At 72.6% G+C, this 22991-nt stretch carries 17 protein-coding genes; 7 read left to right on the forward strand and 10 right to left on the reverse strand.

Annotation, left to right across the window (positions count from 1 at the left end):
• Nucleotides 1–81: 81 nt before the first annotated feature.
• The 4 genes from FHS22_RS07330 to FHS22_RS07345 all read left to right on the forward strand — a co-directional run bounded on the left by FHS22_RS07330 (nucleotide 82) and on the right by FHS22_RS07345 (nucleotide 3884).
• Entirely contained in the window at nucleotides 82–480 is a 399-nt protein-coding gene (locus tag FHS22_RS07330; RefSeq protein ID WP_184939526.1) for an ArsR/SmtB family transcription factor, read from the forward strand.
• Complete coding sequence (locus FHS22_RS07335) at nucleotides 477–1205, forward strand: cation efflux transmembrane domain-containing protein (RefSeq protein ID WP_184939527.1); 729 nt, start codon at nucleotides 477–479, stop codon at nucleotides 1203–1205. Before FHS22_RS07330 ends, FHS22_RS07335 begins: the two co-directional genes overlap by 4 nt.
• A complete protein-coding gene (locus FHS22_RS07340) occupies nucleotides 1202–1552 on the forward strand; it encodes a DUF3703 domain-containing protein (protein WP_184939529.1) in 351 nt (116 codons plus the stop codon). Before FHS22_RS07335 ends, FHS22_RS07340 begins: the two co-directional genes overlap by 4 nt.
• 94 nt (nucleotides 1553–1646) lie before the next feature.
• Nucleotides 1647–3884 carry an ATP-binding protein gene (locus FHS22_RS07345; protein WP_221473312.1) on the forward strand — a complete coding sequence of 746 codons (2238 nt, stop codon included), beginning with the start codon at nucleotides 1647–1649 and terminating at the stop codon, nucleotides 3882–3884.
• A gap of 15 nt (nucleotides 3885–3899) precedes the next feature.
• On the opposite strand, the gene FHS22_RS07350 is transcribed toward FHS22_RS07345, so the two are convergent.
• Nucleotides 3900–5075: an erythromycin esterase family protein gene (locus FHS22_RS07350; RefSeq protein ID WP_184939531.1), complete on the reverse strand. Its 1176-nt coding sequence runs from the start codon at nucleotides 5073–5075 to the stop codon at nucleotides 3900–3902.
• 91 nt (nucleotides 5076–5166) lie between these two features.
• Between FHS22_RS07350 and FHS22_RS07355 the strand changes: the two genes are divergently transcribed.
• On the forward strand, nucleotides 5167–5949 hold the full coding sequence (locus tag FHS22_RS07355) for a TioE family transcriptional regulator (RefSeq protein WP_260407728.1): 783 nt from the start codon (nucleotides 5167–5169) through the stop codon (nucleotides 5947–5949).
• On the opposite strand, the gene FHS22_RS07360 is transcribed toward FHS22_RS07355, so the two are convergent.
• From FHS22_RS07360 to FHS22_RS07400, 9 genes are all read right to left on the reverse strand, one after another.
• Nucleotides 5906–7447, reverse strand: a complete 1542-nt coding sequence (locus tag FHS22_RS07360; protein WP_184939532.1) for an FG-GAP-like repeat-containing protein — start codon at nucleotides 7445–7447, stop codon at nucleotides 5906–5908. The two genes, FHS22_RS07355 and FHS22_RS07360, sit on opposite strands and share 44 nt — an antisense overlap.
• A 131-nt stretch (nucleotides 7448–7578) precedes the next feature.
• Nucleotides 7579–7884, reverse strand: a complete 306-nt coding sequence (locus FHS22_RS07365) for a MerR family transcriptional regulator (RefSeq protein WP_184939534.1) — start codon at nucleotides 7882–7884, stop codon at nucleotides 7579–7581.
• Nucleotides 7885–7954: 70 nt separating this feature from the next.
• Nucleotides 7955–8398, reverse strand: coding sequence for an Hsp20/alpha crystallin family protein (locus tag FHS22_RS07370; protein WP_184939536.1), 444 nt, complete (start codon nucleotides 8396–8398; stop codon nucleotides 7955–7957).
• 195 nt (nucleotides 8399–8593) lie between these two features.
• A complete protein-coding gene (locus FHS22_RS07375) occupies nucleotides 8594–11620 on the reverse strand; it encodes a glycoside hydrolase family 3 protein (RefSeq protein ID WP_184939537.1) in 3027 nt (1008 codons plus the stop codon).
• Nucleotides 11621–11769: 149 nt separating this feature from the next.
• Entirely contained in the window at nucleotides 11770–12585 is an 816-nt protein-coding gene (locus tag FHS22_RS07380) for a carbohydrate ABC transporter permease (protein WP_184939539.1), read from the reverse strand.
• Between the two features lie 31 nt (nucleotides 12586–12616).
• A complete protein-coding gene (locus FHS22_RS07385) occupies nucleotides 12617–13561 on the reverse strand; it encodes a carbohydrate ABC transporter permease (protein WP_184939540.1) in 945 nt (314 codons plus the stop codon).
• A gap of 16 nt (nucleotides 13562–13577) precedes the next feature.
• Entirely contained in the window at nucleotides 13578–14894 is a 1317-nt protein-coding gene (locus FHS22_RS07390) for an ABC transporter substrate-binding protein (RefSeq protein WP_184939542.1), read from the reverse strand.
• Nucleotides 14895–14969: 75 nt separating this feature from the next.
• Nucleotides 14970–17303 carry a TIM-barrel domain-containing protein gene (locus FHS22_RS07395; protein WP_184939544.1) on the reverse strand — a complete coding sequence of 778 codons (2334 nt, stop codon included), beginning with the start codon at nucleotides 17301–17303 and terminating at the stop codon, nucleotides 14970–14972.
• Between the two features lie 15 nt (nucleotides 17304–17318).
• On the reverse strand, nucleotides 17319–19643 hold the full coding sequence (locus FHS22_RS07400; protein ID WP_184939545.1) for a glycosyl hydrolase family 95 catalytic domain-containing protein: 2325 nt from the start codon (nucleotides 19641–19643) through the stop codon (nucleotides 17319–17321).
• Nucleotides 19644–19683: 40 nt separating this feature from the next.
• Between FHS22_RS07400 and FHS22_RS07405 the strand changes: the two genes are divergently transcribed.
• Both FHS22_RS07405 and FHS22_RS07410 read left to right on the forward strand, forming a co-directional pair.
• Nucleotides 19684–21543, forward strand: coding sequence for a beta-galactosidase (locus tag FHS22_RS07405; RefSeq protein ID WP_184939547.1), 1860 nt, complete (start codon nucleotides 19684–19686; stop codon nucleotides 21541–21543).
• Between the two features lie 104 nt (nucleotides 21544–21647).
• Entirely contained in the window at nucleotides 21648–22895 is a 1248-nt protein-coding gene (locus FHS22_RS07410) for a pentapeptide repeat-containing protein (RefSeq protein WP_184939548.1), read from the forward strand.
• Nucleotides 22896–22991: the final 96 nt, after the last annotated feature.

Below are 22991 nucleotides of genomic sequence, written 5' to 3' on the forward strand. Positions count from 1 at the left end.
CGGGCCAGGGTGTGCGCGTCACGGCGTGCGCGTCACGGCACCTCTTGCCGATATATAGCAAAATCGGGTTATCATCGCTTTATGGCGATTGATTCCGAGGCCGGCCGCTGCGTCAGCGCCGACGTCGCCGCCGGCATCCCGCCGGCGGCCGCGCTGTTCCACTCCCTGTCCGACCAGGCGCGGCTGCGCATCGTGGCCCGCCTGGCCCGCGGCGAGGCCCGGGTGGTCGACCTGGTGGGCGAGCTGGGCCTGGCCCAGTCCACCGTCTCCAAGCACCTGGCCTGCCTGCGTGACTGCCGCCTGGTCGACTACCGGGCCGAAGGCCGCCAGTCGTTCTACTTCCTGACCCGGCCCGAGCTGATGGACCTGCTGGCCTCGGCCGAGCAGTTGCTGACCGCCACCGGCCACGCGGCCGTGCTGCGCCCCGCGCACGACCGGAACTCCGGTGATCGGACCCCGGCGCGGCGGACGCAGGCATGACCGCGCTCCACCTCTCCCCCCCGGGCCCGTCCCCCGCCCGGCGCGCGGTCCTGGCCCGCCGCATCCGGCTGCTGGTGGCCGCCACGATCACCTACAACGTGATCGAGGCGGTCGTGGCCGTCACCGCGGGCACCCTCGCCTCCTCGTCCGCGCTGATCGGTTTCGGCCTGGACTCCGTCATCGAGGTCGCCTCGGCCGCCGCGGTGGCCTGGCAGTTCTCGGCCGCCGACCACGAACGCCGCGAGCGGGCCGCGCTGCGCGTCATCGCCGCCTCCTTCTTCGCCCTGGCCGCCTACGTCACCGCCGACGCCGTACGCGCCCTGCTGGACGCCGGGGAGGCCGGGCACTCCACCCCCGGCCTGGTCCTGGCCGCGCTGTCCCTGGTCGTCATGCCGTTCCTGTCGGCCGCCCAGCGCCGCACCGGCCGCGAACTCGGCTCGGCCTCGGCGGTGGCCGACTCCAGACAGACGCTGCTGTGCACGTACCTGTCGGCGGTGCTCCTGGCCGGCCTGGCCCTCAACAGCGCCTTCGGCTGGTCGTGGGCCGACCCGGTCGCCGCGCTGGTCATCGCCGCGGTCGCGGTCAGGGAAGGCCGCGAGGCCTGGCGCGGGAACGCCTGCTGCGCCGTTCCCGCCGGCGCTCCGACCCCGGCCACCGGTTCCGGCGCCGCCTCCACCGGGTGCGGCGACGACTGCTGCACCACCGCCCAGAAGGACGAGCGATGATCACACGCCCGATGCCCGCCCCCGTACGCGCCGCCTACCGCGCCGAGATGCGCGCCGCCCGCACCGCCGCCGACCCGGCGGCACGCTGGCGCCATCTGGAACGCGCCCACATCCTGTCCCAGCCCTGGCCCTGGCCGCACACGGCCAACCACCTGGCCATGTTCGCCCTCGCGATCGCCCAGCGCGACCGGCGCGAGGCGTTCGGCCAGGTGGTGCGGATCATCGTGGCCGCGCCCGGATCGGCGCTGGGCCGCTACCCGCACGGCAACACCGGCCGCACCCGCGCCGGTCTCACCCGGCCGATGGCGGTCCCCGAGGACCTGGCCGCGCTGCTGGCCGCCGCCTGACCGGGCGCGAGCAGGCGGGACGCCCCTGCCGATCCTGGGCAGTGCCGTGGTCCTGCGGCCGGGTAGCGTACGGCCTGCGGGGGATGAAACCCCTGTGACGAGGTTGAATCCGGCCATCGACGCGGCGGTCTTCGGTCCGCGCCGATCAGGGCCGGGAATCGTGGACGACCCGCCGGGGTCCGGCCGCACCACGGCCCTGCGCCGCACCGCGGCGTTCGCCGTGCTGCACCTGGCCGCGGTGGTCGCCGGGCGGATGGAGCTGGCCGGCGGCGAGGTCTTCGGCCTGGTGTGGCCGGCGGCCGGGGTGGGGGCGCTGTGGCTGCTGGTGCAGCGGCACGAGCGGTCCCGGTGGCTGGACGTGCTGACGATGACGGCGATCTTCATCATCGTCAACCTGCTGACCGACGCGACCCTGCCGGTCGCCGTCTCCACCACCGCGGTGAACCTGGTGCAGATGGTGGTGTTCCTGCAGGTGCTCACGCGGATCTGCCCGGAGCCGTGGACCTCCCGCCCGTGGGAGGGGTTCGAGCGGGTGCGGCACCTGTGGGAGCTGCTGGCGGCCTCGGCCGCCGGAGCGGCGGTCGGCGCGCTGATCGGCCCCGCCGTTCTGGGAGCGCTCGCCGGCCGGTGGTCGGTCCTGAGCTCCGCGGCGTGGTGGACGCGCAACACCGTCAGCATGATAGTGATCACCGCTCTGGGCCTGTGCCTGGGGCGCCTGTTCGACCGGTGGACCCGTGCCCGGCGGCGGGCCTCGCCGTGGCAGGCGGTGCGGCGGGCGGCGGACCGGGCCGGCGGCTGGCGGATCGCCGAGTCCTTCGCCCTGCTGACGGCGTCGGCGGCGGCCTACCTCGTGACGTTCGGCATCAGCCACGAGCTGCCGCTGGCGTTCCTGCTGCTCGCGGTGACGGTCTGGGCCTCCGTACGGTTCAGCACCACCGTCGTGGCCCTGCACAGCCTGGTCACCGGCGCGGTCGCGATCGTCTTCACGGTGTACGGCAGCGGCCCGTTCGCCGTGATCGGCTCACCCGCCCCCCGGGTTCTGGTGTCACAGGTCTTCGTCGGGATGGTCACGGTGATCGGGCTGGCGCTGGCGCTCAACCGCGACGAGCGGGAGCGGCTCGTGCACCGGCTGGCCACCGCCGAGAAGGAGGCCTCCGAGCAGGCCGGGATGCTGTCGGCGATCGTGGAGTCGATGCACGACGGACTGGTCGTCCTCGACCCCGGCGGGCGGTTCCTCATGAGCAACCCGGCCGCCCAGCACCTGCTCGGCGTCGCCGGTGTCACGGGCAGCGTCGCCGACCACCGGCTGTTCCACCCGGACGGGACGCCCATCGGCGCGGAGCGGATGCCGTACCGGCTGGCCCTGGCCGGGCAGAAGGTGCGCGGCATGGACGTGCTCGTACGGGTCCCCGGCCTGAACCAGGAGCGCATGCTCAACGTCAGCGCCACCCGTCTGCCGCCGGACGGCGACGCGGCGGTCGTGGTCTTCCGCGACGTCACCGCCGAGCGGCGGCACCGCGACGAGCTGGCCGCCTTCGCCGGGGTGGTGGCCCACGACCTGCTCAACCCGCTGACCACCATCGACGGCTGGTTGCAGATCCTGGCCGACGACGTGGAGGCCGCGGCCTGCGATGACGCGCCGGACGGGGCAGGCGGGGCAGGAGGGGCAGGCGGGGCAGGAGGGGCAGGAGGGGCAGGAGGGGCAGGCGACAGCATCGCCCACATCCAGCGGGCGTCGGCCCGGATGCAGGAGCTGATCCAGGACCTGCTGGCGCACGCCACCGCCCGGGACGCGGTGCTCACCCCGGTACCGGTCGACCTCGGGCCGATGGTGCGGGAGATCGCCGCCGCCCGCGGCGACGTCCCGCAGGATTGCGGGCAGGTGCGGGCGCCCGTCTTCCATATCGGCGATCTGGACGTGGTCCGGGCCGACAGGGCGCTGGTACGGCAACTGCTGGACAACCTGATCGGCAACGCGGTCAAGTACACCGCCCCCGGAGTCCCGGCCGAGATCACCGTCACCTCCGCACCGGAGCGGCCGGGGTGGATCCGGACCGAGATCGCCGACCGCGGCATCGGCATCCCGGCCGGACAGCATGGGGCGATCTTCGAGAACTTCCACCGGGCGCACGAGGGCGGCTCCTACACCGGCAGCGGCCTGGGCCTGGCCATCTGCAAACGCATCGTCGAGCGGCACGGCGGCACGATCGGCGTGCAGGACAACCCCGGCGGGGGCGCGCGGTTCCACTTCACCCTGCCCGCCGCGGACGGCCCGGACGCACAGAACGGCCCAGGCGCACAGAACGACCCGGGCGCGCAGAACGGCGCCTGACGCGTATGCGCCCCGTCAACCCGGCATCGCCAGGTCGACGGCCTGCCTGAGGAAGACGACGCCGTCGATCGTGTCGAGCCGGGCCGGGTCCAGCGGGAAATAGGCGAAATCGCGCGAGACACGCGCGGCGGGCTCCGTGACGGCCTCGGCCAGGCGGCGGGCGTCGACGAGGGAGCGGTCCCACGGGAGCGCGGACAGGATGCCCTCGACGGTGTCCGGGGCCGGGATGTCGTCGCCGAGCGTGCCGAGGGCCGAGGCCAGGAAGGCGTACCGGTCGCCCAGGTGCGTCGCGGTGATCGCTCCCGCGCTCCACCACTCCAGCCGCTGGTCGCCGAGCGGCATGAGGCTCTTGTTCCGCTGCAGGTGGAGGTTGCCGGAGAAGACCAGGGCCGGGCCGTGCTCGGCGACGGCACGCAGATTGGCGGCCATCATCGCGTCCCGCAGGGCCGACAGCCGGGTCCACCGCGCCGGGGACGCGTCGGCCATCCAGTAGTGGTAGCGGAGCAGGCCGGTGGCGGTGCGCCCGTACAGCTCCGCCCGTTCCCTGTCCTGCGCGCTCAGCTGCGGTGCCTGCGTGTCGAGCAGCGCCACCAGGTCGTCGGCGATCAGCCGCAGCCGCCGGGCACCGGCTGACCGGCCGATCGACCGGGACGGATCCATGGCCGCGGCCTCGTTCGCCCACCCGTCGTCCGGGCCGAGCAGCGTGTCGAGAGTCTCCCTGGCCACCACCGTCCGGGGGAGCGGGCCGTCGAGGAGGTCGTAGAGGCCGGTGAGCGCCTGGCGCGGGCTCGCCGCCCAGTACTCCAGAGGTCCGTCGAAGCCGAAGAACCGGAGCTTCCCGTCATGCTCCTCGTTGTACGCCCGCATCCAGCGCACGAGGTCGCGGTTGGCCGGGGACGCCCCGAAGCCGTGGCTGAAGCCGCGTTCCATGACGTCGTCGAGCGTGCCCTCGCCCGTCGCGAGGTAGCCGTCCACCACGAGGCCCATGAGGCAGTCGCTCTCGATGGCGAACGACCGGTAGCCCTCGTGCTCGACCAGATGGCGGAAGATCTCGTTGCGCACCTCGCCCAGTTCCCCCACGAAGTGCCTGGCCTCGCCCAGGCCGAGCAGCAGGGGCTCGGCGGGAAGCGACCGCAGGAACGCCGAGACGCCCGCGCCGTCGAGCGGCCGGGCCGTGTCCTTGATGTCCATACCGTCAACGGTATCTTTGAACACTCGGTGTAAACTTTTCCGCGAGAACCCTCATTCCGATCGCGGAAAACCTTCAATCGGCGGTGCATCCATGAGGCCGGTGGACCTGGCGCGCGAGCACGGCCTGTCCACCCAGGCGGTCAGGAACTACGAGGACGCCGGCATCCTGCCCGCCGCCGGACGCACCGTCCACGGCTACCGCACCTACACGCCGCTGCACGCGCAGGCCCTGCGCGCGTTCCTCGCCCTCGTCCCCGGGCACGGCCACCAGGCGGCCGCGTCGATCATGCAGGCGGTCGGCCGGGGCGCCACCGAGGAGGCGCTGCGGCTCATCGACGAGAGCCACGGCCGGCTCCTCGACGACCGCCGCACCCTCCAGGCCGTCGAGGCTGCGCTCCGCGACATGGCGCCCGTGCCGCAGGAACGCGGCGGCACGTTCATCGGCCCCCTGGCCAGGAGGCTCGGCGTCCGCCCCGCCACCCTGCGCAAATGGGAGGACGCCGGGCTGGTCCGGCCGCGCCGCGACCCGCGGACGGGGTACCGGGTCTACAGCGCGGCCGACGTGCGGGACGTCCGGCTGGCCCACCAGCTCCGGCGGGGCGGTTACCTGCTGGAGCAGATCGCCCCGCTGATCTCCCAGGTCCGCTCCGCCGGAGGCGTCGCCCCGCTGGAGTCGGCCCTGCGCGACTGGCAGGCCCGCCTGTCCGCCCGGGGCCGCGCCATGCTCGAGGGCGCCGCCGCCCTGGACGCGTACCTCTGCGCCCGCGAACCCCGGGGCCGGGCCGCGTCCGCGTCGGGAGCCGGGCCTGTCGGCGGGCCCGGCTCGGGTCTCAGCGCAGCAGGACCAGTCCGAACGCCGCCTGGGGATAGGTGACACCGACCGGCCGCGGGTGGACGATCTGCGCGTCGGCGGTGGCCACCCCGGTGCCGGAGCCGCGCAGGACGGTCAGCATGCCGGCGCCGCCGTTCTTGGCGGGAGCGCCGACGATGACCTCGCCCTTGCCGTCCCCGGTGACGTCGATGATCGTGACGGCCTCGCCGAAGTGGTCGCCGGCCTGGGACTGCTCACTGATCGGGTCGGGAAGCGGGCCGGCGACCGGCTCGGGGGTGCCGGTGGGCTGCGGGTCCCAGGTCGGCTCCGGAACGGGGGTCCGGCCGGGGTCCGGGGCCGGCGTCGCGGCCGGAGGCGGGGTGCCGGGGATCCCGTCACCGGTGGAACCGACGCCGTCCTGAGTAATGATCTTGGAGTGTTTGAGCACCGGGCCGTTCGCGGAGCCGGGGATCACCGCGATGGCGCCGGCCTCGTCGTGCCCGGAGACGGCGACCTTGGAGGCGCCGACGGCGATCTCGGCGAAGCCGTCGCCGTCGACGTCGCCCACGGCCAGGCCGGGACCGATCTCGGCGCCGGGGGCCAGCCATGACAGGTCGGCGGTGTAGCCGGGGTCGCGACGCAGGCCGGCGGCCGAGCCGTACCAGACCTGCAGGGAGGCGGCACCCGGGGTGATCATCACCACGTCGGGGTGCCCGTCGCCGTTGACGTTGCCCACCGCCACCTTGGAGTCGCGCATGGGGCAGCCCCGGCCGAAGGAGGGCGGCAGGGTGCAGGTGGCCTGCGCTCCCAGCTCGGTGAGCTTCAGCGGAGACCGGTGCAGGTCCTCCAGGAGCCAGAGGAAGGCCTCCTTCCCCCCGGTACCGATCATGTACTTCTCGGCGACGACCACCGCCTCCATCCTGCCGTCGCCGTTGATGTCACCGAACCCGGCCGCCTCGATCTGGCTGTGGCTGCCGTTCTCCATGGCCTGGCTGATGTAGGACGCCGACCTGTTGTACCAACCGCCGATCCTCCCCCCGTAGCCGGGCTTCGACCCGATGACGATGTCGGTTCCCGGCCGGTCGTCGAACTGACCGCCTGCGAGCCCGGCACTGTGGTTGGGAATGTGGGTGCGGCGCTCGATCGCGGTGATTCCCAGCGGCTTCCAGGAGCGGACCTCCATGTCGTAGAGACCCGCGTGCAGCAGATCCGCCCTGCCGTCGGCGTCCACGTCGGCCGCGGCCAGGCTTCTTCCCCACCAGCTGCAGGGCTGGGGCTGGCCGTAGTGGTCCCCGCCTATGCACCCGGCCTGGGGGCGCAGGATGTGCCGGCCGTTGAGCCCGTTCGGGCCGCCGTACAGCACGGCCACCATGCCGGAGGTCTCGCCTCCGGCGTAACCGGGGTAGTGGGGACTGCCGACGGCCAGGTCGTTGTAGCCGTCACCGTTGAAGTCGGAGTTCGGCGGGGCGGCGGTGGCCGCCTGCGCCGGAACGGCCGCGCCTCCCAGCGCCGCCACCAGGGCGAGCAGGACCGCCGCCCGCGTGATTTTCTCGGCATGCATGGTCTGCACTGTGGGCACGGCCGCTTGCGGATCACTTGGAGCTGGAAGGGCTGCCTGATCAGCGCCCCGCGGGGGCCTGCGGAGAGGCGGCGCGGCCGGCGCCCTGCCGGCGGGGCCCGGAGTCGCCGGCGCTATCTCCCGCGGGCGGCGCGTTCCCGGGCGAGCTCGGCCTTCAGCTCGCGGACCTGCTGTTCGAGCTCGAAGATGCGGCGGACGGCGACGAGGGTCATGCCCTCGTCGACGAGCTCGATCACGGTCTGGACGACCGTGATCTCGTAGCGGCTGTAGCGGCGCTGGCCGCCGGCGGAGCGGGAGGGCCGGACGACGTCGTGCTCGTCGAGGCGGCGCAGGAAGGCCTGCTGGATCTGGAGCATCTCGGCCACCTGGCCCACGGAGTACAGCGGCGCGTGCTCGTCGTCGAACGGCAGCCTGGCCATCTCCGCCCTTCCCTCCCTGAAAGCACCGGGGTGGGCGCCAGGATATCGGCGCCCACCCCGGTCACGCCCGTCAGGCCTTGATGGACTTCTGGTCGGCCTGCTGAATCTCGATCTTGCGAGGCCTGGCCTTCTCGATCACCGGGATGCGGACCGCGAGGACGCCGTTGGTGTAGGCGGCGTCGATCTTCTCGCTGTCGAGGTGCTCGGAGAGGTAGACCCGGCGGGTGAAGGTGCCCGTCTGGCGCTCGCGGACGAACAGGCGCTCGTCCTGCCCGTACTCCTCCTCGCGCCGGGCGCTCACCGACAGGACCCCGCGGTCGACGGTGACCTCGATGCTGGCGGGGTCGATGCCGGGCAGGTCGAACTTGAGCAGGACGTCGTCCTTGCGGCGGACGCCGTCGAGGGGCATGACCGCGCTCGTGCCGCCGTTGCCCCAGCCGAAGGCCTGGCGTGCGAGCCTGTCGAACTGACGGTCGAACTCCTGGACGAACGGGTCGATCGACGTCAGCAGCATGGTGTTCACCTCCGTTGAGCAGGCAGGTTTCCTCATGCCTGCCTTACCGAAAACCTCACACTTCATTTATAGGTTTTCAGTAGCCATGAATGCAAGTGATCTCTTCAAGATTTTTTGCGCCCGGCTCGCCGGATCCGGACGCGCGTACGGCCCGCGCCCCGTGGAGCACGGGCGCGGGCCGTACGGAGAACGGGCCTACCGGGTCAGGACGAGGTCCCTGATCCGCAGGCCGCCCCGGAAGACCAGGTAGAGGTCCTGCTTCCCGGAGGCCCCGGCGATCGGAGCGGCGGCCGTGCCCCACCGGTAGAGCCCACCGGTGGCCGGGACCTGGACCGTGCCCAGGAGCCTGCCGGTCGGGGAGCCCCGGCGGACTTCGACGGAGGAGGCGGCGGTCGCGGCGACGCCCAGCGTGATCCCGGTGGCGCCCCGGCCGAGGTCGGCGTCCTCGAAGGCGATCCACTCACCGGAGGCCGCCTCGACCGCGTCTCCGCTCGCCTTGGTCTCGTCGACCAGCTCCACCCCGGCGTAGTCGTCGAAGTCGGCGGCCCGGACCGTCCGGGTCAGGTCGCGGGCGGGGATGCGCTCGCCGTCCACCCGGATCGTCGTGCGCTGGCGGATCCGGTCGGAGGCGGAGCCGACGAGCACGTCGTGGGTGGACCCCTCGACCGCGAAGCGGTTGCGGGTCACGTCCCACAGCGCCAGGTCGGCGGTCTTCACCCGGAACGTCACCGTCTTCGACTCGCCCGGGGCGAGGCTCACCCGCTCGAACCCGCGCAGCTGCTTGACCGGCTGCTCCACCCGCGAGGCGTGCTGGTGGGTGTAGAGCTGCACGACCTCGTCCCCGGCGCGCGATCCTGTGTTGGTCACCTTCACGCTCACCCGGTGGCCGTCGCCGTCGCGCACCGCGCGGAGCCCCTGGTACCCGAACGTGGTGTAGCTCAGCCCGTGGCCGAAGGCGTAGAGCGGCTTCTCCTTCGAGTAGAGGTAGGTCGAGCCGGTCTTGATGATGTCGTAGTCGAGGATGTCCGGCAGCCCGGTCCCGGCGCGGGGCCAGGTCTGGGTGAGGCGGCCGGCCGGGTTGGCGGTGCCGTACAGGACGTCGGCGAGGGCGTGGCCGGTCTCGGCGCCCGCGTGGGTGGTCCACAGGATCGCCGGGACCTTCTCCGCCAGCCGGTCGATCGTCGCCGGGTAGCTGTTCTCCAGGACCACCACGGTGCGGGGGTTGGCCGCGTGCACGGCCTCGACCAGGGCCTGCTGCCCGGCGGCGAGGTTCAGGTCGGTGCGGTCGTGGGCCTCGCGGCCGTTGATGAACGGCATGCTGCCGACCACGACGACCGCCGCGTCGGCGCTCTTCGCGGCCGCGACGGCCTCGTCGATCCCGCTGCGCACGGTCTCCTTCGTGAACGGGGTGGCGTTCTCGGCCGTGGTGAGCGAGAGCGTGCCGTCGGCGGCGGCCTTCACGTAGACGTTCGGCCCGAACCAGGGCTCGGCGGTCTCGTAGCCGGCGTAGCGCAGCAGCGTGGAGCCGTCGGCCCGGGTCTCCAGCGTGAACTGCTCCTGCACGAACCAGCCGGTGGGCTGGTTCTGGGTGTTGGCGAGGGTGGACCAGTTGGCGCGGCTGACGTACTTGCCGTTGGCGACGCTGCGCAGGGTCACGACGCCCTCGCCCCAGTCGAAGACGTCGAACTGCTCGGTCTCGCCCGCCGCGGCCGCCGAGAGCCTCAGGTCGCCGCCCGCGCCGGTCGGGGCGGTGAGGTACTTTCCGCCGGCCTTGAGCGCGATCCGGTCGACGCCCTCGGTGTCGACCGTGCCCGCGGCCCGCTCCCTGATCCCGTCGAGCGGGGTGACCTGGTACGGCAGCGCGCCGGAGTACCAGTCGGTGTAGAGGGTCCTGGCGAGCGGGCCGACGACCGCGACCTTCGCGGAGGGGTCGAGCGGGAGCGTCCCCCGGGACTTCCCGGAGCCCCTCCCGGGGTCCTCCCCGCCGGAGTCCTCGAGCAGGCCGGAGTTCTTGAGCAGGACCGTCGCCTCGGTGGCGGCCCGACGGTTCAGCGCGCGGTGCGCGGGGCTGTCCACCACGGCCTTGGTGATCTTCCCGTACGGCCCGCCGTCCGGGTCGAACTCGCCCAGCCGGAACCGCACGCCGAGGATGTTGCGCACCGCCCGGTCGATGTCGGCCTCGGTGAGCAGGCCCTGCTCCAGCGCCGCGTTGACCGAGGCGACGGTCGGGGCACCGTTGGTGTTGTCCACGGTGAAGCTGTCCACCCCGGCCTTGACCATCGCGGCGGCGGCCTCGGGCTGGGTGGCGAAGTAGCGCTGCGAGCCGGTGAGGTTGTTCGGGCCGCCGGCGTCGGAGACGTTGAACAGGGCGCGGTCCGTCCACCTCCGCACGCTCGCGTTGAGGTCGGTGACCGTGGCGGGGCGGCCGTTGACCAGGTTGTAGGAGGTCATCACTCCGGTGGCGGCGTCGGCCGAGATCGCGGCCCGGAACGCCGGGAGCTCGTACTCCTGCATGACCCTCGGGCGCAGGCTGGAGTTGGCGGTGTCCCGGCGGATCTCGTTGTTGTTGGCCATGAAGTGCTTGAGCACCGGGGCGGCCTTGAGGTGGTCGGGGTCGTCGCCCTGGACGCCCCTGCCGTACGCGGTGGAGATGGCCCCGGTGAGCAGCGGGTCCTCGGAGTAGCCCTCCTCGTTGCGGCCCCAGCGCGGGTCGCGCAGCAGGTTGACCACGGGCGCCCAGAGCTGCAGGCCCCACACACGCGGGTTCTCGGCGTGGTGGCCGCGGGCCTCGTCGCCGACGGCGGAGCCGACCCGCCTGACGAGGTCCGGGTTCCAGGTACTGGCCAGGCCGACGGCCTGCGGGAAGACCGTACCCCTGGCGGTGACGACGTTGCCGCCGTCGTCGACGTCGGTGGACCAGGCGACGCCGTGCAGGGCCTCGGTTCCGGTCTTGAACAGGCCGATGCCGAGCCGGTCCACGGCGGGCTGGTACTGGTGGAGCCAGGAGACCTTCTCCGCCAGGGTCAGCCGGCCGAGCAGGTCGTCGATCCGCTGCTGGAGCGGGAGCGCGGGGTCGCGGAAGGGGTACTCGGCGCCCGCCTGCGCCGGGGCCGCGCCCAGCCCGAGGGCCAGGGCGAGTACGGCCGCCGCCGCCGCGGGCCTGCGGAGGGCTCTCCACGAGGAGGCGCGGGACGGCCTGCGCGAAAACGCGGGTGGGGACATCAGGGGAGAAGTGCGGGGGGACGTGCGGGGGGACGTGCGGGGGGACGTGCGGGGGGACACTGCGCCTCCAGGTCGGGGGTCGAAGCGCTTCGATTCGCTACCGGGACCGGCGGCCTCTCCCCCGATGGACAGGCCGCCGGTCCCGGGGCCTACTTGATCGCTCCCACGGTCACGCCGCGGGTGAGGGTGCGCTGGAAGATCAGGAAGAAGACGACGGCCGGGAGCACGCCGAGCAGCGCCGAGGCGCTCGACATGGTCGCGTCCATCATCTTGTCGCCCTGCAGCACGCCCAGCGCGACGGGGACGGTCTGGTTCTCGTTGGAGACGAGGAAGACCAGCGGGAGGAAGAACTCGTTCCAGGTCCAGATGAAGAAGAAGATCAGCAGCACGGAGAGGGTCGGACGGCTGACCGGGACCACGATCCGCCAGAGCGCCCGCCACTTCCCGGCCCCGTCGATCGCGGCGGCCTCCAGGATCTCGTGCGGGAAGCGGCCGAGCACCGAGGAGAGCAGGTAGGTCCCGAACGCGCTCTGGATCACCGTGAAGATGATGATGACTCCGAGCCGGGTGTCGTAGAGGCCCGCCTGCTTGCCCAGGTAGTACAGCGGGTAGACCAGCGCCTCCTGCGGCAGCGTGTTGGCCACCAGGAAGACGACCATGATCCAGACACGTCCCCGCACCCGGCCGATGCCCAGCGCGTAGGCGTTGAGCACCGAGAGCACCACCGCGAGCACCGCCACCGAGCCGCTGATCAGCAGGCTGTTCCAGAGCTTCCCGCCGAAGTCGACCCGGTTCCAGAACTCGGCGATCCCGTCGAGGTAGAGGCCGTCGGGCAGGCTCAGCGGCCCGTTGGCGGCGTAGTCCTCCGGGGACCGCACCGCGTTGAGGGCGACGATGGCGAACGGCACCAGCATCACGACGGCCAGTACGGCCAGCGAGACCAGGACCGAGTATTTCCGGATCATCGAACGCTCCTCGGGAGCAGCGGGCAGGGGGTCATGAGTCCCGCTCCTCGTTGTCCTGCACCCGCAGGAAGAACACCGTGACCACGATGATCACGAGGGTGAGCACGGTGGCGATCGCGGCGCCGTACCCGACGTTGGCCTTCTCGAAGAAGTTCTGGTAGCTGAAGTACGACGGCACGAGCGTGGCCCCGCCGGGGCCGCCCCGGGTGAGCACGAAGATCGGGCCGAAGACCTTGAGCGCGGCGATCGTGCAGGTCAGCAGGACGACGTAGATCTCCGGTCTGATCTGCGGGATCGTGATGTGCGCGAAGCGCCGCCACCACGAGGCCCCGTCCATCTCCGCGGCCTCGTACAGCGCGGGGTCCACCCGCTGCAGGCCCGCCATGAAGATGACGACCGGATAGCCGATCTGGAACCACACCATGATCAGCATCACGCTGGGCAGCGCCCAGTCCGGGTCGCCGAGCCAGCTCCGCGGTTCCATGCCGAACAGCCCGAGGAAGGCGTTGAGCGCGCCGAACCGGGGGTGCATGATCCACCCCCAGACGATCCCGGCGATGGCGACCGGGAGCACCTGCGGCAGGTAGTAGGCGGCCCGCAGCACGCTCGCCGTACGGGGGCCGAACTTCTTGCCCACGTAGTCGAAGAGCGTCGCCGCCAGGACCAGCCCGACGACCGTGGGCACGATCGCCATCGCCACGATCAGTGCGACGTTGTTGCGGAACGACGACCAGAACCGCTCGTCGGCCAGCAGCCGCGTGTAGTTGTCGAGCCCGAGCCACCTCGGGTCGCCGATCCCCTGCCACCGGGTGAAGGAGATCCCGATGTTCATCAGGAGCGGTACCACGATCACCGCGGTGAACAGCACTGCGCTGGGCAGCAGGAACACCCGGTAGCCACCGCTGCGCCGGCGCCGGGGGCGCGGCTCCGGCTCGCGGGCCGCCTTCGGCCGCGCGGCCGGAGCGTGCACTGCCATCTGTCCTCTTCCGGGGTCAGTTGCCGATGTCGGCGAGGTTCTCCTCGTACGGCCCAGCGAGCTCGTCGAGCACCTCGGCGGGCGTCTTGCTGCCGTTGATCAGGTTCTGCACCCCGGCGACCAGCACGTCGTAGTAGCCCGGCGCGGGCCAGTCGGGATAGAACGCGAGCCCGTCGCTCCCCGAGAGCATGGTGAAGTTCTCGATCAGTTCCTTGCTCTTGGGGTCGGTGATCGCGGCGGGGTCGGCCGCGACGGGGACGCCGCCGGAGTTGCCGAGCAGGTTCTGGATCTCCTTCTTCATCGTGATGTCGATGAAGTCGTAGGCCAGGTCCTTGTTCTCGGCGTTCTCCGGGACGACCCAGATGTTCCCGCTCGACCCGGCGCTCATGGTGTTGCCCGGCCAGAGGAACGAGCCCCACTCGAAGTCCTTGATCTCGCCGGCGAACCGCCCGTACCACCACGAGCCGGTGACCACGATCGGGTACTTGCCGCCCATGAACGACACGCCCATGTCCTCGGCCTTGATGGCGGCCGAGTCCTTGGCGATGTAGCCCTTCTTCACCCAGTCGGCCATCGTCTCGGCCGCGTAGGTGAACTCCGGCCCGTGGAAGTCGACCTTGCCCTTGTAGAGCTGGAAGTTGTCGACCCACGGCCGCTGCGCCTTGGAGAGGGCGAGCTGGTAGAAGATCTGCTGCGCCGGGTACTCGGCACCGCCGACCGCCAGCGGGGTGACGTCCGCCTTGACGAAGGCGTCCATGGCCGCGGTGAACTCGTCGAAGGTCTTCGGCACCTCGACCTTGTGCTTGGCGAACAGGTCCTTGTTGTAGTAGACCATCACGTACTCGGCGTAGTTCGGCACGCCGTACCAGTTGCCCGCGCCCATGACGCCGCGCTCGTCGTACTTCGCGGTGGTCTGCAGGGACGGGCTGAGCAGCTTGTCCCAGCCCCGCTTGGCGGCCTCGGAGGTCAGGTCGGTCAGCAGCCCCTGCTTGGACAGCAGCCCGGCCGTGGCGTTGCCCTTGTTGTACTCCATGACGTCCGGGGCCTCGTCTGAGTTGAGGATCATGCCCGCCGACTGGCGGATCTGCTCGAACGCCTTCTCCTCGAACTGGACCTTCACCCCGGGGTGCGAGGCCTCGAACTGCTTGATCGCCTCGGCCCAGGCCTTGCCCATCGCGCCGTCGGCGCTCTCGTAGTGCCAGAGCTTCAGCACGCGGGGGCCGTCGGAGGCGGCGGCCTTGCCCGCCTCCGGCTCGGCGCTCCCGCAGGCGGCCGGCGCCGTGAGCATCGCCGCCGCGGCCAGCGCGGCGATGCCGGTTCTCACCTTGGACATCGTTCTCTCTTCCTGTGGGGGGTTCCCCGAGATCTCTGGTGGCGGGCGCCGCGCCCCGGTCCGCCCGCGGCCGGGCTACCGGCCGGCGGCCTGCTCGGCGCCCGCGATCCGCGCGGGACCGTCCACGCGGATCCCGTCGGCGGTCACGGTGACGGTGGTGTCGCCGTCGACGTCGGAGATCACCGCGGTCCCGGTCGCGGTGCCGTACCCGACGAGGGTGATCTCCCCGAACGGGCCGTCGCCGACCGCCTGGCCGGGCTCGGCGAGGACGGGGATCAGCGCGCCGTGCCGGACGAACAGCGGGATCTCGGCCAGCGGCGCCGAGACCGTGATGTACCGCCCGCCCGCGTGCACCTCGCCGGTCCAGTGGTCCACCCAGTCCCCGGCCGGCAGGTAGACCCGCCGGGTCCCGTCCGGGGAGGTCATCGGGGCCACCAGCAGGTCGCGGCCGAGCAGGTACTCCAGGTCGGCCTGCCAGGCGACCGGGTCGTCCGGGTGGTCCACGCACAGGGCCCGCATCATCGGCGCGCCGGTCCGCGCGGCCTCGACGGCGGCGGTGTAGAGGTACGGCATGAGCCGGTAGCGCAGTTTCAGCGCGGCCACGGCCTCGGCCTCCACCTCGGGGAACTCCCACGGCTCCCGGCTGGTGGTGCCGTGCAGCCGCAGCAGCGGGGAGAAGGCGCCGAACTGGGTCCAGCGGACGTAGAGGTCGTCGGTGGGGCGGCCGGTGAAGCCGCCCGCGTCGTGGCTCCAGAACGGGATGCCGGACAGGCCGTGGGCCAGGCCGCCGCGCAGGGTGCTGCCCATCGCGGGGTAGCCGGTGTAGGTGTCGCCGCTCCACTGGGCCGAGTGCCGCTGCCCGCCGAGGAACGACGAGCGCGCCCAGACCATGCCGTGCCCGGTGGCCTCGCGGGTCACCTCGGAGACCACGTCGTTGAAGAGCAGCGTGTAGACGTTGTGCAGGTCGGTCCCGGTCATGCCGTTGGCCGCGACCGCGTCGTGCGGCACGCCCTCGGCGAAGTCGGTCTTGAAGACCTGCACGCCCTGCTCCAGCAGCGGGCGGAGCAGCCCGCGGAACCACTCGACGGCGGCGGGGTTGGTGAAGTCGACGATGCCGCAGGCCGGGTAGGAGCCGTGCCAGGAGTCGGCGACGTAGACCTCACCATCCTGCTTTTTCAGGAAATATCCGGCTTCGGCGGCGGCGGGGAAGGCCGGGCTCAGGTGGGAGACGTACGGGTTCATCCAGAGGCAGACCTTGAAGCCCATCTCCTTCAGCTCCGCCAGCATCCCGGCGGGGTCGGGGAAGCCGGCCTCGTCCCAGCGCAGGTCGGACCAGTGGCCGTCGGTCTGCCAGTAGGTGTCCAGGTGGAGCACGTCGCACGGGATGCCGCGCTCGCGGATGGTCCGGGCCCGGTTCATCACCCGCTCCTGGGTGTCCACGAAGAACCCCGAGGAGATCCAGGTGCCGAACGCCCACTTCGGCGGGAGCGCCGGGCGGCAGGTCAGCCTGTCGAAGCGGTCGAGGATCTCCGGCGGGGTCGGCCCGGCGATCACGTAGTAGTCGATCAGGTCGTCCGGGACGACGATCTGCACGCAGCTGTGGGTGGACTGGCACACGTCGAACTCCACCGGCGCGCCGCTGTCGACCAGCACGCCGTACCCCCGGCTGGACAGGTAGAACGGCACGTTCTTGTAGGCGCGCTGGGACTCCGCGCCGAAGGCGTCGAAGTTCCACATGACCGGCCGCTGGCCGCGCTTGTCGAGCGGGGTGAACGACTCGCCGAAGCCGGTGAACGCCTCGTCGGCGGGGGCTGCGAAGCTCTCGTGGTACCCGGCGACCCCGCCGCCGGCGAGCGAGCGGCCGAACGGGAGCGTGCGCAGCCGGCCGCTGATGTCGGTGTGGCCCGGGTCCTGCTCCAGCAGGGTCCGCCCGGCGGCGTCGGTGAAGCGCAGGTGCCACGGGGAGAGGGTGATCTCCGCCCGGACCGCGCCCGCGTCGACCACGATCGTCCCGGGCGCCTCCGGCCCGCCGCCACCCGGGGCCCCGGCGGCGCCGCCCGCGCGGGCGGACACCTCGCCGCTCCCTCCGGCCGTGCCGAGGCCCTCCACCCGCGCCCCGGCGAACGTGCCCGGGGTGACCATGGAGATCGCCCGGGCCGACCGGGTCCGCGCGTCGGCGTCCTGGCCGAGCCGTACCCGGATCACTCCCTCTCCCGCCGCACCCACCTGGACCACCAGGGTCTCCCCGGCCGAGGTCGAGGCCTTCAGGGTGACCCCGGCCTCGTCGGCCGCCACCGGCTCCGCCGCCGTCAGCGCCGACAGCCCGCCCTCGCCGTGCGAGCGCACGGGCAACTCCGGCGGGTCTGCGACGAAGTACTCGTGCGCGATCAGAGGGGGACGGTAGGGCATGGGTGCTCCAGCGCTTCAGGCTTCCAGTTCCGGAATTAGTTTTACGTCCAAACCAACAAACGTCAATGGGACCGTCTCCCCGGGGAGCACCCGTGCCCGCTGCGGGCCGCAGATGACCAGGAGCGGCGCCCAGGCGGTCACCACGGCCTCCACCCGGCCCGGCTCCCAGGTCAGCCGGTCGACGGTCCCCCCGCGCACGCTCAGCCCGCGCGCCTCGCCGTACGGCCACGCGCCCGGCAGCGCGGGCAGCAGGTCCACCCGGCCGTATCCGGAGGGCGGCAGCGAGGAGCGCACGAGCATGGCGGCCACCAGTGCGGGCAGCCCGCCGCAGACGTCCACGTTGAAGATCGCGTCCCGGTTGTGGGTGGAGACCAGGTTCTCCTCCCGCCAGTACCGCGCGGCCAGCAGCGTGAGCGCCTCGTGCGCCTCCTCCGCCAGCCCGAGCGCGGCCGCCGCCAGCCCGAGCTGGACCAGGCCGAACGCCATCTCGTCGCTGCCGGCCCCCCGCCACCACGCCAGCCGCCGCCGGACCGCGAGCACGGCCGCCGCCTCCAGCGCGGGGTCGTCGAAGGCCGGGTCCCGCTCGTACCAGAGCGGGTAGAGGTGCGAGGCGTGCCGGTGGGCGTGGTTGTCCGCCACCGGGATCCCCCCGGCCGCCGGCCCGCCCGCCCCCGCGGGCCCTCCCGGGGCGTCCGGGAAGTCCGGGGGGTCCGCCGCGCCGACCCACTCGGCCAGCTCCCCGGTCGGCGCGATCCGGTAGCCGGGCAGGCGCTCCAGGAGCCGCTCCCACCTGGCCGGGTCGAGGCCGAGGCGCTCGCAGGCGTGCACGAGGTTGCGCAGCAGGTCCCGGGCGACCGCGACGTCCATGGTCGCGTTGACGCACGCCTGGGAGTCGCCGCCCGAGGGGGTGTTCTCCGGCGAGTAGGACGGCGCGAAGTCGCCGTTCCCGGTGAGGAAGTCCTCGTAGAACAGGGCCGCCTCGGTCATGAACGGCCACGCCCGCTCCCGCAGGAAGGCCAGGTCTCCGGTGTGCGCGTAGTGGTCGTGGTAGAGCCTGGCCAGCCAGCCCGCCCCGGCCGTCCAGAAGGTCAGGCACCAGACCGGCCCGAAGTGGTTGTGCAGGCCGTGCGCCGACATGTGGGCGGGGACCAGGATGCCGCGGCAGCCGTACAGCCTGCGGGCGTTCTCCCTGAAGTCCTCCATCATGCTCTCCAGCAGGTCGAACACCGGGAGCACGAGCTCCGGCGTGCCGGTGGCCGCCGGCCCCGCCACCGCCGAGGCCAGGTTCCCGTCCAGGGTGAACCCGCTGCACCACGGCGGGTCGTACGTCCCGCTCCACACCCCCTGCAGGGTCGGCGGGAGCCCTCCCGAGCTGGAGATCACCGCGTACCGCCCCGCCTGGAACAGCCGCTCGATCCCCGGCCCCCCGCCCTGCCGCTCCTGCGGCGCCTGCGCGCGGCGGCCGAGGCGGACGGAGGAGCGGGCGAACAGGTCGCCGTGGACGGTCGCGTGCTCGCGGAGCAGGAGGTCGAAGTCGGCGGGGAGTTCCTCGATCGGATCCGGCCGGTCGCCGCGGATCACGGTGCGGGCGAGCACGAGCACGTCGCCGGACACGGCGAGGCCGCCGGAGAGCGGCTCCGCCGGGCCGACGACCCGGCACTCGACCGTGTACCCCTCGATCGCCCCCGGCCACCGCGCGGAGAACTCCGCGTCCAGGACCAGCCGGCCGGCCCCCGCGGCCGAGGCGAACCGGACGGGGACCGGCGGCTCCTCCCCGATCGGGGCCAGCCTCAGCAGCCCCCGGGCCCCCGAGAAGCGGATCGCCACCACGTCCGCCGGGCGGGAGACGAACACCTCCTGCCGCGTCCCGCCCCACTCCTGCGTCACCAGGCCGGTCGCGAAGTCGCAGCTCCTGAGGTGGTCCCCGGCCGGGGAGTCCGGGATGAAGGCCAGGGTGGCGGAGGGGACCAGGGGGTCGATCCAGCGGGTGTCCGCGTAGCCGGGATGCTCCTCCTCCGCGAGCGCGACGACCCTCCCGGCCGCCTCGCGGGGGCGCCCGCCGTACAGCAGAGCGCGCAGCTCCGGCAGGACGGGGGCGGTGTACGGGGGCGGCAGGGGCTCGGTGACCGGCAGGAACAGGCGTTCGTGGGAGAGCGTCACCCTCAGGTCGCCGGGTCCGCCCGCGCCGCCCGGTCCTCCCGCCCCGCCGCCGTCCTGCCCGCCGGACCCCGCCGGCCCGCAGGGCCCGCCGTACACGAGGGCGCCCTGGCGGCCGTTGCCCGTGATCAGGGCCCGCTCCCAGTCGGCGGTCGCCACCCTTGAGACGAATCCATGCTCCATGGATAATTAGTTTAGGTGTCATCCAAACAAAGGAACCAGAGTGCGCTGGCCCAAAGGTCTTGAGGGACTGTGCTACGGCGGGGACTACAACCCCGAGCAGTGGCCCGAGAAGGTCTGGGAGGAGGACGTCGCGCTGATGCGGCAGGCCGGGGTCAACCTGGTCAGCGTCGGCGTGTTCTCCTGGGCGCGGCTCGAACCCGCCGAAGGGGTCCACGACTTCGGCTGGCTGGACCGGGTCCTCGACCTGCTCCACGAGGGCGGGGTGCGGGTCAACCTGGCCACGCCCACCGCCTCCCCGCCGCCCTGGTTCTCCCTGGCCCACCCGGACGCGCTCGCCGTCGCCGCCGACGGGACCCGGCTGACCCACGGCAGCCGCGACACCTACTGCGTGGCCGCCCCGCCGTACCGCGAGGCCTCCGTCCGCATCGCCCGCGCGCTCGCCGAGCGCTACGCGGGCCACCCCGCGCTGGCCATGTGGCACGTGCACAACGAGTACGGCACCCGGTGCCACTGCGACCACGCCGCCGCCGCCTTCCGCACCTGGCTGCGGGGCAGGCACGGCACCCTGGAGGCGCTCAACGACGCCTGGACCACCGCGTTCTGGAGCCAGCACTACTCCGCGTGGGAGCAGGTCATGCCGCCCCGCGCCACCCAGTACCTGCCCAACCCGGCCCAAGTCCTCGACTTCCGCCGGTTCCTCTCCGACGAGATGCTCGCGCACTTCCGCGAGCAGAAGGCGGTCCTGCGGGAGCTCACCCCGGACGTCCCGGTCACCACGAACTTCGTCTTCGGCGACTGGGTCCCGGTGAACCAGTGGGACTGGGCGAAGGAGGTGGACCTGGTCGCGATCGACCACTACCCCGCGGAGAACCCGCCGGAGGAGACGGCCTTCGCCGCCGACCTGGCGCGCGGCTGGGCGGGCGGGCGGCCCTGGCTGCTGATGGAGCAGGCGGTGGTGACCTACACCGGGCCGCGCATGGCCGCCAAGCGGCCCGGGGAGATCGCCAGGCTGAGCCTGTCCCACATCGCCCGGGGCTCGCGGGGGGCGATGTTCTTCCAGTGGCGGGCCTCGCGGGGCGGGTCCGAGCTCTGGCACGGCGGGATGGTCCCGCACGCCGGGCCGGACTCGCGGATCTTCCGCGAGATCCGCGACCTCGGCGGGCTCCTGCCCGCTCTGGCCGAGGCCTGCGAGGCGCCGGTCGAGGCGACGGCCGCGATCCTCTGGGACCCCGAGGCGGGCTGGGCGCTCCAGGCCCCGGGCCTGCCGTCCACCGAGATCGGCTACCTGGAGGCGGTACGGCAGGCGCACCGGGTGCTCTACCGGCACGGCGTCACGGCCGACTTCGTCCACCCTTCAGCTGATTTATCGGCATATGAACTGGTGATCGTCCCCAGCCTCTACCTGATCTCCGACGACGCCGCCGACGGCCTGCGCCGCTACGCCGAGACCGGCGGCACCCTCCTGGTCTCCTTCCTCAGCGGCGTCGCCGACGAGCACGCGCGGATCCGGCTCGGCGGCTATCCCGGCGCCCTGCGCGACCTGCTCGGCGTCCGGGTCGAGGAGTTCCATCCGATCGGCTCCCCTGTGACGCTGGACACCGGGGAGAGCGCCTCCGTCTGGACCGAGCACGTGCACCTGGCCGGAGCCCGGGCGCTGGCCCGCTACCCGGACGGCACTCCCGCGATCACCCGCTCCGGCCGGGTCACCTATCTGTCCACCCGGCTGTCCGACGAGGCCTACGCCCGCCTGCTCGGACTCGGCCCCGTCGCCCCCGTCGAGCTGGTACGGCGCGGCGAGTGGCTGTTCGCCGTCAACCACGGCGACCGGGAACGGGAGATCCCCGGTAATCTGCTGCTGCCCCCCGGCGGCTACGCGGTGGCCAAGGTGCCTCCGGCCTGAGCCGGGAGCCCCGGCCGCGACGCTGTAGCCGAGGTTCAAGCAGAAGTCCAGCAGGATGAAATGATCTGCTGGCACGCTCGGGGCCGTCTTGAAGGAGGCATCCCGTGCGTCGTCCCGCTCCCCTGGCCCTCGTCCCCCTGACCCTTGCCGCCGCGACTCTCGCGCTGTCGGGGCTCGCCACCTCGCCGGCCCATGCCGGGACCGGCTCGGCCGGGCAGCACGCGACGGCCGGACAGGGCTCGGCCGGGCCGTGCAAGCCCGGCCAGCGCCTCAACCTCCGGGGCCGCGACTTCACCGGCGGCGCCCAGCTCCCCGACGACCTGCGCTGCGCCGACCTGACCGGGGCCAAGCTGGACGACATCGAGTTCGTCCAGGAGGACATGACCGGGGCGATCCTGCGGGGGGCCTCGCTCAAGCGGACCCGGTTCACCCAGGCCACGCTGAAGTACGCCGACATGCGCGAGGCCGACTTCACCGAGGCCGACCTCGGCCAGATGCACGCCGACCACGCCGACCTGCGCGGCGCGATCCTGATCGACGCCGAGGCGGGGCAGGCCGAGTTCCCGTACGCGGACCTGACCGGCGCCACCCTGACCCGGGCCGTGCTCACCCAGGCCAACTTCACCAGCGCCAAGCTCGTCGACGCCGACCTCACCGAGAGCACGCCCGGCCAGATCAAGGGACGCAAGGCGGACTTCACCCGGGCCAAGCTCCGCGAGGCCAAGTTCGGCCAGGCCCGCCTGAACTACGCCGTCTTCAAGGACGCCGACGCGACCGAGGCCGAGTTCACCCAGGCGGATCTGGCCGGGGCCGACTTCACCGGTGCGACGGTCCAGGACGCCTCCTTCATCCAGGCCGACGACGTGAACCTCGAGGGCGCCAAGGGCACCGCGACGGGCGTCGACCCGTCCACCCGGTCGGCCCCCGAATCCGAGAGCTCCCCCGAGGAGGGGTCCACCGGTCCGGCCGGCGCCGAGGACGAGGCCGGGGGCCTGTCCGCCGGGCTCGTCATGGTCGTGCTCAGCGCCGTGGGCCTGGCCGCCACCGTGGTGGCCTGGGGCGTCAGCGCCCAGCGGCGGTCCCGGCGCAACGCCCGCTTCGCCCTCATGCGCCGGGGGGCGGAGGAGGACATCACCCGGCTCGGCGAGGAGATCGACCGGCTCGACTACGAGTTCCAGATCAGCGGGCGCGGCGGCATGACGGCCGACCAGGACTGGCGCTACGCCATCGACGCCTACGAGGCCGCGAAGAACGCCCTGGTCATGGCCAGGGGCGAGCAGGACCTGCACGTCGTGGCGCGCGCCGTACAGGACGGCAGGAACGCCCTGGGCCGCCTGCGCAGCCGCGTCTAGGGGCCCTCGCGGGCGTCCCGGGCGGCAGAGCCCGGCAATTGTTACCCATGCGTAACTTATTGCCGGGTTACCACCGGTAACAGTAAGAGATACCGT

It is taken from the genome of Thiemannella venezuelensis, from assembly GCF_014203605.1.
Lineage (GTDB): Bacteria > Actinomycetota > Actinomycetes > Streptosporangiales > Streptosporangiaceae > Planomonospora_A > Planomonospora_A venezuelensis.

Excerpts from the sequence above, each read along its gene's own strand:
- FHS22_RS07330 (WP_184939526.1), top strand. The coding sequence starts at position 82 with ATGGCGATTGATTCCGAGGCCGGCCGCTGCGTCAGCGCCGACGTCGCC.
- FHS22_RS07335 (WP_184939527.1), top strand. The coding sequence starts at position 477 with ATGACCGCGCTCCACCTCTCCCCCCCGGGCCCGTCCCCCGCCCGGCGC.
- FHS22_RS07340 (WP_184939529.1), top strand. The coding sequence starts at position 1,202 with ATGATCACACGCCCGATGCCCGCCCCCGTACGCGCCGCCTACCGCGCC.
- FHS22_RS07350 (WP_184939531.1), bottom strand. The coding sequence starts at position 5,075 with ATGGACATCAAGGACACGGCCCGGCCGCTCGACGGCGCGGGCGTCTCG.
- FHS22_RS07355 (WP_260407728.1), top strand. The coding sequence starts at position 5,167 with ATGAGGCCGGTGGACCTGGCGCGCGAGCACGGCCTGTCCACCCAGGCG.
- FHS22_RS07360 (WP_184939532.1), bottom strand. The coding sequence starts at position 7,447 with ATGCATGCCGAGAAAATCACGCGGGCGGCGGTCCTGCTCGCCCTGGTG.
- FHS22_RS07365 (WP_184939534.1), bottom strand. The coding sequence starts at position 7,884 with ATGGCCAGGCTGCCGTTCGACGACGAGCACGCGCCGCTGTACTCCGTG.
- FHS22_RS07370 (WP_184939536.1), bottom strand. The coding sequence starts at position 8,398 with ATGCTGCTGACGTCGATCGACCCGTTCGTCCAGGAGTTCGACCGTCAG.
- FHS22_RS07375 (WP_184939537.1), bottom strand. The coding sequence starts at position 11,620 with ATGTCCCCACCCGCGTTTTCGCGCAGGCCGTCCCGCGCCTCCTCGTGG.
- FHS22_RS07380 (WP_184939539.1), bottom strand. The coding sequence starts at position 12,585 with ATGATCCGGAAATACTCGGTCCTGGTCTCGCTGGCCGTACTGGCCGTC.
- FHS22_RS07385 (WP_184939540.1), bottom strand. The coding sequence starts at position 13,561 with ATGGCAGTGCACGCTCCGGCCGCGCGGCCGAAGGCGGCCCGCGAGCCG.
- FHS22_RS07390 (WP_184939542.1), bottom strand. The coding sequence starts at position 14,894 with ATGTCCAAGGTGAGAACCGGCATCGCCGCGCTGGCCGCGGCGGCGATG.
- FHS22_RS07395 (WP_184939544.1), bottom strand. The coding sequence starts at position 17,303 with ATGCCCTACCGTCCCCCTCTGATCGCGCACGAGTACTTCGTCGCAGAC.
- FHS22_RS07400 (WP_184939545.1), bottom strand. The coding sequence starts at position 19,643 with ATGGAGCATGGATTCGTCTCAAGGGTGGCGACCGCCGACTGGGAGCGG.